At 62.5% G+C, this 7,134-nt stretch carries 5 protein-coding genes; 2 read left to right on the top strand and 3 right to left on the bottom strand.

Features of this window, described 5'->3' with window-relative positions:
• Positions 1-1,373, top strand: a 1,373-nt coding sequence (gene ahcY, locus ACP16H_RS21620; protein ID WP_425074301.1) for an adenosylhomocysteinase, incomplete at its 5' end; no start/stop codon positions are given.
• 339 nt (positions 1,374-1,712) lie between these two features.
• Here ahcY and ACP16H_RS21615 read toward each other — a convergent pair.
• Together ACP16H_RS21615 and ACP16H_RS21610 are read right to left on the bottom strand one after the other, a co-directional pair.
• A complete protein-coding gene (locus ACP16H_RS21615) occupies positions 1,713-3,959 on the bottom strand; it encodes a response regulator (protein WP_425074300.1) in 2,247 nt (748 codons plus the stop codon).
• Positions 3,960-4,051: 92 nt separating this feature from the next.
• Positions 4,052-4,624 carry an HD domain-containing protein gene (locus ACP16H_RS21610; protein WP_425074307.1) on the bottom strand — a complete coding sequence of 191 codons (573 nt, stop codon included), beginning with the start codon at positions 4,622-4,624 and terminating at the stop codon, positions 4,052-4,054.
• A 250-nt stretch (positions 4,625-4,874) separates the two neighbouring features.
• Here ACP16H_RS21610 and ACP16H_RS21605 point away from each other — a divergent pair, with 250 nt between their 5' ends.
• The gene (locus ACP16H_RS21605) at positions 4,875-5,216 is read left to right on the top strand and encodes a DUF2853 family protein (RefSeq protein ID WP_425074299.1); all 342 of its coding nucleotides are present in this window, start codon (positions 4,875-4,877) and stop codon (positions 5,214-5,216) included.
• A 474-nt stretch (positions 5,217-5,690) separates the two neighbouring features.
• Here the strand turns inward: ACP16H_RS21605 and ACP16H_RS21600 are convergent, their stop codons facing one another.
• Positions 5,691-6,893 carry an aminopeptidase P family protein gene (locus ACP16H_RS21600; RefSeq protein WP_425074298.1) on the bottom strand — a complete coding sequence of 401 codons (1,203 nt, stop codon included), beginning with the start codon at positions 6,891-6,893 and terminating at the stop codon, positions 5,691-5,693.
• Between the last annotated feature and the right edge of the window lie 241 nt (positions 6,894-7,134).

Raw genomic sequence — 7,134 nt, 5'->3', positions numbered from 1 at the left:
TCGTTAAGGACATTGCACTGGCTGATTTTGGCCGGAAGGAACTGGACATTGCCGAGACCGAGATGCCGGGGCTGATGGCTTGCCGGGCGGAATATGGCGAGAGCAAGCCTCTGAAGGGCGCGCGCATTGTTGGTTCGCTGCACATGACCATCCAGACCGCCGTGCTGATCGAAACACTGGTGGCGCTGGGCGCGGACGTGCGCTGGGCCTCGTGCAACATCTTCTCGACCCAGGACCACGCAGCGGCGGCGATTGCGGCGGGTGGCACGCCGGTGTTTGCGGTCAAGGGCCAGAGCCTCGAAGAGCATTGGGATTACCTCGACCGCTCGTTCATGTTCCCCGAGGGCGCGAACATGATCCTCGACGATGGCGGCGACGCGACGCTTTACGTGCTTCTGGGCGCCCGCGCCGAGGCCGGTGAGGACATCCTGCCCGTGCCCCAGTCCGAGGAAGAGGCCGTCATCAAGGCGCAGATCAAGAAGCGCATGGCTGCCAGCCCGGGCTGGTTCACCAAGACCAAGGCCGACATCCAGGGCGTGTCCGAAGAGACCACCACCGGCGTGCACCGCCTGTACGACCTGCACAAGAACGGCCAGCTGCCCTTCCCGGCGATCAACGTGAACGACTCGGTCACCAAGTCGAAGTTCGACAACAAGTACGGCTGCAAGGAATCGCTGGTCGACGGCATCCGCCGCGCCACCGACGTGATGATGGCCGGCAAGGTCGCCGTGGTCTGCGGCTACGGCGACGTGGGCAAGGGCTCGGCCGCCTCGCTGCGCGGTGCGGGTGCCCGCGTAAAGGTCACCGAGGCCGACCCGATCTGCGCGCTTCAGGCGGCGATGGACGGCTTCGAGGTGGTGCTGCTGGAGGACGTGGTGGCGGATGCCGACATCTTCATCACCACCACCGGCAACAAGGACGTGATCCGCATCGAGCACATGCGCGAGATGAAGGACATGGCCATCGTCGGCAACATCGGCCACTTCGACAACGAGATCCAGGTCGCGGCGCTGAAGAACCACAAGTGGACCAACATCAAGGACCAGGTGGACATGATCGAGATGCCCTCGGGCGCGCGGATCATCCTGCTGTCCGAAGGCCGCCTGCTGAACCTCGGCAACGCCACCGGTCACCCGTCGTTCGTCATGTCGGCGTCGTTCACCAACCAGGTGCTGGCGCAGATCGAGCTGTGGACGAAGGGTTCCGAGTACCAGCCGGGCGTCTACATCCTGCCGAAGCACCTGGACGAGAAAGTCGCCCGCCTGCACCTGGGCCGCATCGGCGTGAAGCTGACGCAACTGTCGCCGGAACAGGCCGCCTACATCGGCGTCGCCCCGGAAGGCCCGTTCAAGCCGGAACACTACCGCTACTGAGCCGGGCGGGGCAGGGGCCCTGACCAGCAAGGATACAAAGGCCGGGCGAAAGCTCGGCCTTTTGTTTTGGCCATGGATCGTGAGGTTCCGATGGCAGTTTTCAGCGCGTGATGGGGGTTGGATCACCCGGCAGGGCTCTGGGGGCGAGCAACTGGAAGAGATGTCTGGAAGCGGCAGGCCGTCCATGTCGCGAAAGACGTACAGTACGGGTTGGTAAGCGGGTTTTGCTTCATTTGCCGACACCGCGCGCGTGAAAGGCACGGTGACATCGCGCCTTCTTTGGCCAAGTACGGGCACATACAGAAGCCCAGACGCACGCAGCAACACCGGCCAGGGAGGTCAGGCGCGCCGCGCTGCGGGCTCTTCGTTCAGCCATTTGGCCAGCATGGCGAGCAGTTCGGCCCGTCGCACCGGCTTTGACAGGAAATCCGACATGCCCGCATCCATGCAGGTCGTCCGGTCTTCTGCCATGGCATTGGCGGTGAGGGCGACGATAGGCACGGCGTTTCGGGCACCGCGGGCCTCGATGGTGCGTATGTGGCGCGTGGCATCGTAGCCGTTCATGACTGGCATGGACACGTCCATGAGAACGAGGTCCGGACCAAGGCGGCTGTACATATCCACGGCCTCCTGACCATTCCTTGCCACCTCGAGCCGGAGGCCGCTGCGGGCGAGAAGCTTGCGAATGACGAGTTGGTTTGTGGCATTGTCCTCGGCGAGCAGGACGAACTTCCCTTCCAGCGCGGACATCTGTGGCAAGCTGTGGTCCGACCTGTCCTGACGGTCGAGGTCATGACCAAGCGCGCCGGAGAGGACACGGGTGAGTTGTTCCAGGATCAAAGGTTTGCGCAGGGCAGCAATGAAGCCGATCTGGCGCAAGGCGTCGTTGGTGAGCTCCCTGTCCGCGCGCAGCATCAGCACGAAGGGCGGTGTTGCATCGCCATACCGGGCCTTCAACGCCTGCAGGAGCTTGTCGCCGCTGGTATCGGGAAGACCGCAATCGATCAGGCCGATGTCGAAGGGTGTGCCCTGGCGGCGGTAGGTTTCAAAGAGGTCAAGCGCATCCTGGCCGGTACGGGCGGTGGCGGGCTTTGCACCAAGGCCTGCCAGCATGGTGCGCAGGGCAGATCGTGTGACGTCGAGATCCTCGACCACGAGGACGCGCGCGCCAACCAGGCCAGCCAGAGCCTCGCGCCAGAACGTGAGTTCCGCAGGCGGCGGCGGGACGGCAGGCATGGGCAGGCGCATCTCGAACACCGAACCGGCCCCGGCGCGCGAACGCGCCGTCATTGTCCCGCCCATCAGTCGTACCAGGCGCAGAGTGATTGCCAGCCCCAAGCCGGTGCCTTCGAAACGGCGCGTGTCGGTGTTGTCGATCTGCGAGAATTCCTCGAACACATGGTCGAGCTTGTCTTCGGGGATGCCGACGCCGGTGTCGGTGATCTTGATCGCGATTTGGCCATCGTCGGTTCGGTTCAGCCAGATATGGACGTGACCAGCGGGCGTGAACTTTACCGCGTTGCCCACCACGTTCAGCAAGCACTGCCTGAGACGGGCGGAATCGCCCCGGACATAGAGGGGTGGGTCCAGCACGCTTTCGACGCATACTTCGACGGACCGTGCGGCGGCAGCGGGAGAAAACAGGGTCGCCACTTCCTCTATCAATCCGAGAAGATCGAAGGGTTCCGGTCGGACGGTCATCTTGCCTGCCTCGATCTTTGAAAAGTCGAGGATGTCATTGATGATTGCGAGCAGGGCGACGGCCGAAGAGGTGATGGTAGAGGTCATCGACCGCTGCTCCATCGTCAGTTCGCTCTGCTCCAGCAGTTCGGACATGGCGATGACGCCGTTCATTGGCGTTCTGATCTCGTGGCTCATGTTGGCGAGAAAGGCGGATTTGATCCTTTCAGCCTCCTCCGCTTGTTGGCGGGCCTGATCGAGATTGCGGGCCGTTGTCTTGAGCTGGAACCAGAAGACCAGGCCGACCGCGAAAGGGATCAGCATCAGCGCCGCGATCAACAGGCCGACGGAAAGGACAACCTGCCTGTACAATTGCTGCGTGTCTTCGGCGGCGCGGGTGATGTCCATGTAGACCTCGTAGACACCGACCACGCGCCCCTCACGCAGGATGGGCCGATAGATTTCGGCAAAGTGGCGCGGATAGCCGGGTTTTGTGGAGTGCGTCACGAGCTCTGTCACGGACCTGCCCGTCGCCAAAACGTTGAGCGGCTGGCTGTCTTCCATCGGATCATAGGCGGTGTCGCGATCGGGCCGCATGTCTTCCCCTTCGGTCAGCGCGAGTACAGGGCGCCCGAATTTGTCGAATATCTTGAAATCAAACACGTTCTCAGCGCGTGCGAGGCGTTCGATTTCCTCCATTGTGGCGTTTGCAGCGGGATTTCCGTCGAGCACGGTCAGCAGGGATATTTCGTATTCTTCCAGATGGTTGAGCCAGATCTCTGCCGCGTTTTCGGCGCGCGATTTCAGATCGCGGTTGGCTGTGTCCTGCGCAAAGGCGTTGCCCAGCCAGAGACCCAGCGCCATCGCCGCGACCGAGGCGGAGAGAATGTAGAAAAAGCGGCGCATTCGCCCCCGACCCTTCCGGAATTCGACCCGAAAGGCATACGCGGCGTGGATTAACTTTGACTTACGGGTTTGGGTCCAAAGCGCAGCATTTCCTAGGTACAGAGTTTCGAAACATGGCCTTCGCGCAGGACCTCCGGGTCATAGGCCTTGCGGCCAAAGACCTCGCGGACCAAGGGGGCGAAGTGCTCGAGCGGGAGTGTGTCGTAATCCGGGTCAAAGCTCGACTGGTCCCAGCGCTCGCAGAATTCGGCGCAATTGTCGAAACACGGGTGATCGCGATAGCGGTCGCGGGCGTTTCGATCCCATCCATAGTGGTGCCCGTAATAGAGCATCTGGAAGAGGCCGTGATGTTCGACGACCCAGGCCACGTCCCATCGGACGAAAGGGCGGATGACTTCGGCGCTCATCCGGTCATGGTTCTGCGGCGCAAGGCCATCGCCAATGTCATGCAAAAGTGCTGCGACGATCCAGTCGATGTCCGCGCCGTCGCGCTGAGCCCGTGTTGCCGCTTGCAGGCCGTGGTGAAGGCGGGTGATGCGGTAGCCTTCCAGTGTGACCTCGCCTGCGCGGTGCAATTCGTCCAGGACGCGGTCGGCTGTCAGCGCGAGAAAGGGCTTTTCCAGTCGCTCCAGCAGGAGGTAGTCCTCCTTGGTGCCGTCCTTCATGCTGATGAAGCTTACGGTAGGCGTGTCGGTCATTCCGGCCTCCTGAGTGCTGGCAATGTCGGGCGCAGGCGCCACCCGCGCTGTCGCATTTACAACTCAGTTCCCGCGGCAGGACAACCCGAGGGGAAAGCGACGCGCGCATTTCCCTTGCCAGCCTTTGCCCTGTGATTAACCATGTATCCAAGGCCGCAAGGGGGCGGTCAGTCAATGGAATGGGCACGCTGTGCCCCGGAGTGAGGGAGTTGATGTCATGGGAAAGCGTGACGAGCTGATTCAGAAATACGCTGACGATCTGCGTAACAAGTGCAGCATGGAGCCTGATATGGACCTGCTGACCAAGGTCACCATCGGTTGCGGTCCGTCGATCTACAACGCGGACAGCTCGACCGTTGCGTCCAGCCAGGAAGGCGAACTGGAGACGGTGAAGACCAATTTCCTGATGAAGAAACTGGGCCTGCCGGACAGCCCTGACTTGATGGAAGCCATCAACCAGGTGATCGAAACCTATGGTAAATCCGAGCGCAACAAGTATCGCGCGGTGGTCTATTACATGCTCACCAAACATTTCGGCAAGGAAGCTGTCTACGGCTGAGCCTGCTAGCACCTGACTGGGATGCCGCCGGATCCGTCCGGCGGCATTTTCATTTCCCGGTACGGCTTGTGGGTTTTGTGGAAAATTGCCGGGACTAAGAAATTGCGTGGTACAGGAATTGCCGCTAGGGTTGTTTCAACAACTGGCTAGAACGGTCAGGTCCAAATCCGGTTTCACGTGTGGTGCGTAGGGAGCACGTGGGTGAGAGGGGGACCTTGGCCAATGGTCAGGGTCCTCCTTTTTGGTTCAGACAGATCACCGCTGGCGGTCACTTTCGACGGATCGGCGCGGGTTTTGCACGTGATGCAGGCCACGGCCGGGAATGATCTTGGCGGACAAGGTCGTGCGGCTCGCAGGTCAGGCTCGGCGGGGCTTGTCGCTATGTCAGAACCGTATGACTGTCGGCAACGCTACGGCCCAAACAAAACAGGGAGCGCGACGACGCGCTCCCAAGGGTGGCATGCGGCAGCCCGTTTAGCCCACTACGTTGAAGGCGGGGCCGTAGGGGTAGCCGGTGATGTTTTCGTTGCCGTCCTCGGTGATGACGAGGATGTCGTGTTCGCGGTAGCCGCCTGCACCGGGCTGGCCGTCTGCGATGGTGAGCATCGGCTCCATCGAGATGACCATGCCGGGTTCCAGAACGGTGTCGATGTCCTCGCGCAGTTCCAGCCCTGCCTCGCGGCCGTAGTAATGGCTGAGCACGCCGAAGGAGTGGCCGTAGCCGAAGGTGCGGTATTGCAGCAGGTCGCGCTCGGCGAAGAAGTCGTTCACCGCGTGGGTGATCTCGGCGCAGGATTTGCCGGGTTTCAGCAGCGAGATGCCCAGTTCGTGTGCGGCGACGTTGGCCTCCCAGATTTTGCGGGAGGCGTCGTCGACCTCGCCGACAAACAGCGTGCGTTCCAGCGCGGTGTAGTAGCCCGAGATCATCGGGAAGCAGTTCAGCGACAGGATATCGCCGCGTTCCAGCACGCGGCCCGTGACGGGGTTATGCGCGCCGTCGGTGTTGATGCCTGACTGGAACCAGACCCAGGTGTCGCGGTATTCGGCGTCGGGGTAGCGTTTGGCGATCTCCAACTCCATCGCGTCGCGGCCTGCCATGGCGATGTCGATCTCGCGCAGGCCGGGCTTGATGGCGTCATGGATGGCATAGCCGCCCACGTCGGCCACGGCGGCGCCCGCGCGGATCAGGTCGATCTCGGCGGGGGATTTCATCATGCGCTGGCGCATGGTGGCGGGGGCGATGTCGGTGCGGCGGGCGGGTTTCAGGAACTCTTCCAGCAGCGCGGATTGCGCCAGCGTCAGGTGGTCGCCTTCGAAGCCGATGGACTTGCCGGGGCCGGTGACGGAGAGGACGGCGCGCCAGTAATTGTTCCGTTCCCAGTCGGTGTAGGTGATGTTGTCGCCGTGGCAGCGCCGCCACGGCTGGCCGGCGTCGATACCCGCGCTGATGGTGACGCTGTCTGTCGGCGTCACGACGAGTCCGTAGGGCCGCCCGAAGGAGCAGTAGAGGAAGCCCGAGTAGTAGGCGATGTTGTGCATCGAGGTGAAGACGCAGGCGTCGACACCGTGGTCGGCCATGATGGCGCGCAGGCCCTTGAGGCGCGCGTCGTATTCGTCGGCGGCGAAGGGCAGGATGCGGTCGCCCTGGTGGAAGCGGTAGGTCTGGGGACGGGTCATTTGGGGCTCCTGTCGGCGGCTTGGGGGCGCTTGGGCCTTCCCTCACCGCGCTGGCAAAGAAAGTCCCGGCGTACAGGACAGGAAGAGACAGGATCGGCGACGCCATCGCCGATGTGCTGTTGATGCTGTGGTTTGCTGATTCACGCAAGGGGGTGCGTGGAGGAGGGCGCCGGGGCTCCGCCCGTCGCAATTGAGCTTGAACCAATGTCGCGCAATGGCGACCCCGGAGGTACTTGGACCA

Origin of the sequence: Sagittula sp. S175, from assembly GCF_049800975.1 — a bacterium.
Taxonomy (GTDB): domain Bacteria; phylum Pseudomonadota; class Alphaproteobacteria; order Rhodobacterales; family Rhodobacteraceae; genus Sagittula.
Note: the sequence above shows the minus strand (reverse complement) of the source record. Positions and strands in the feature narration are given on the sequence as shown.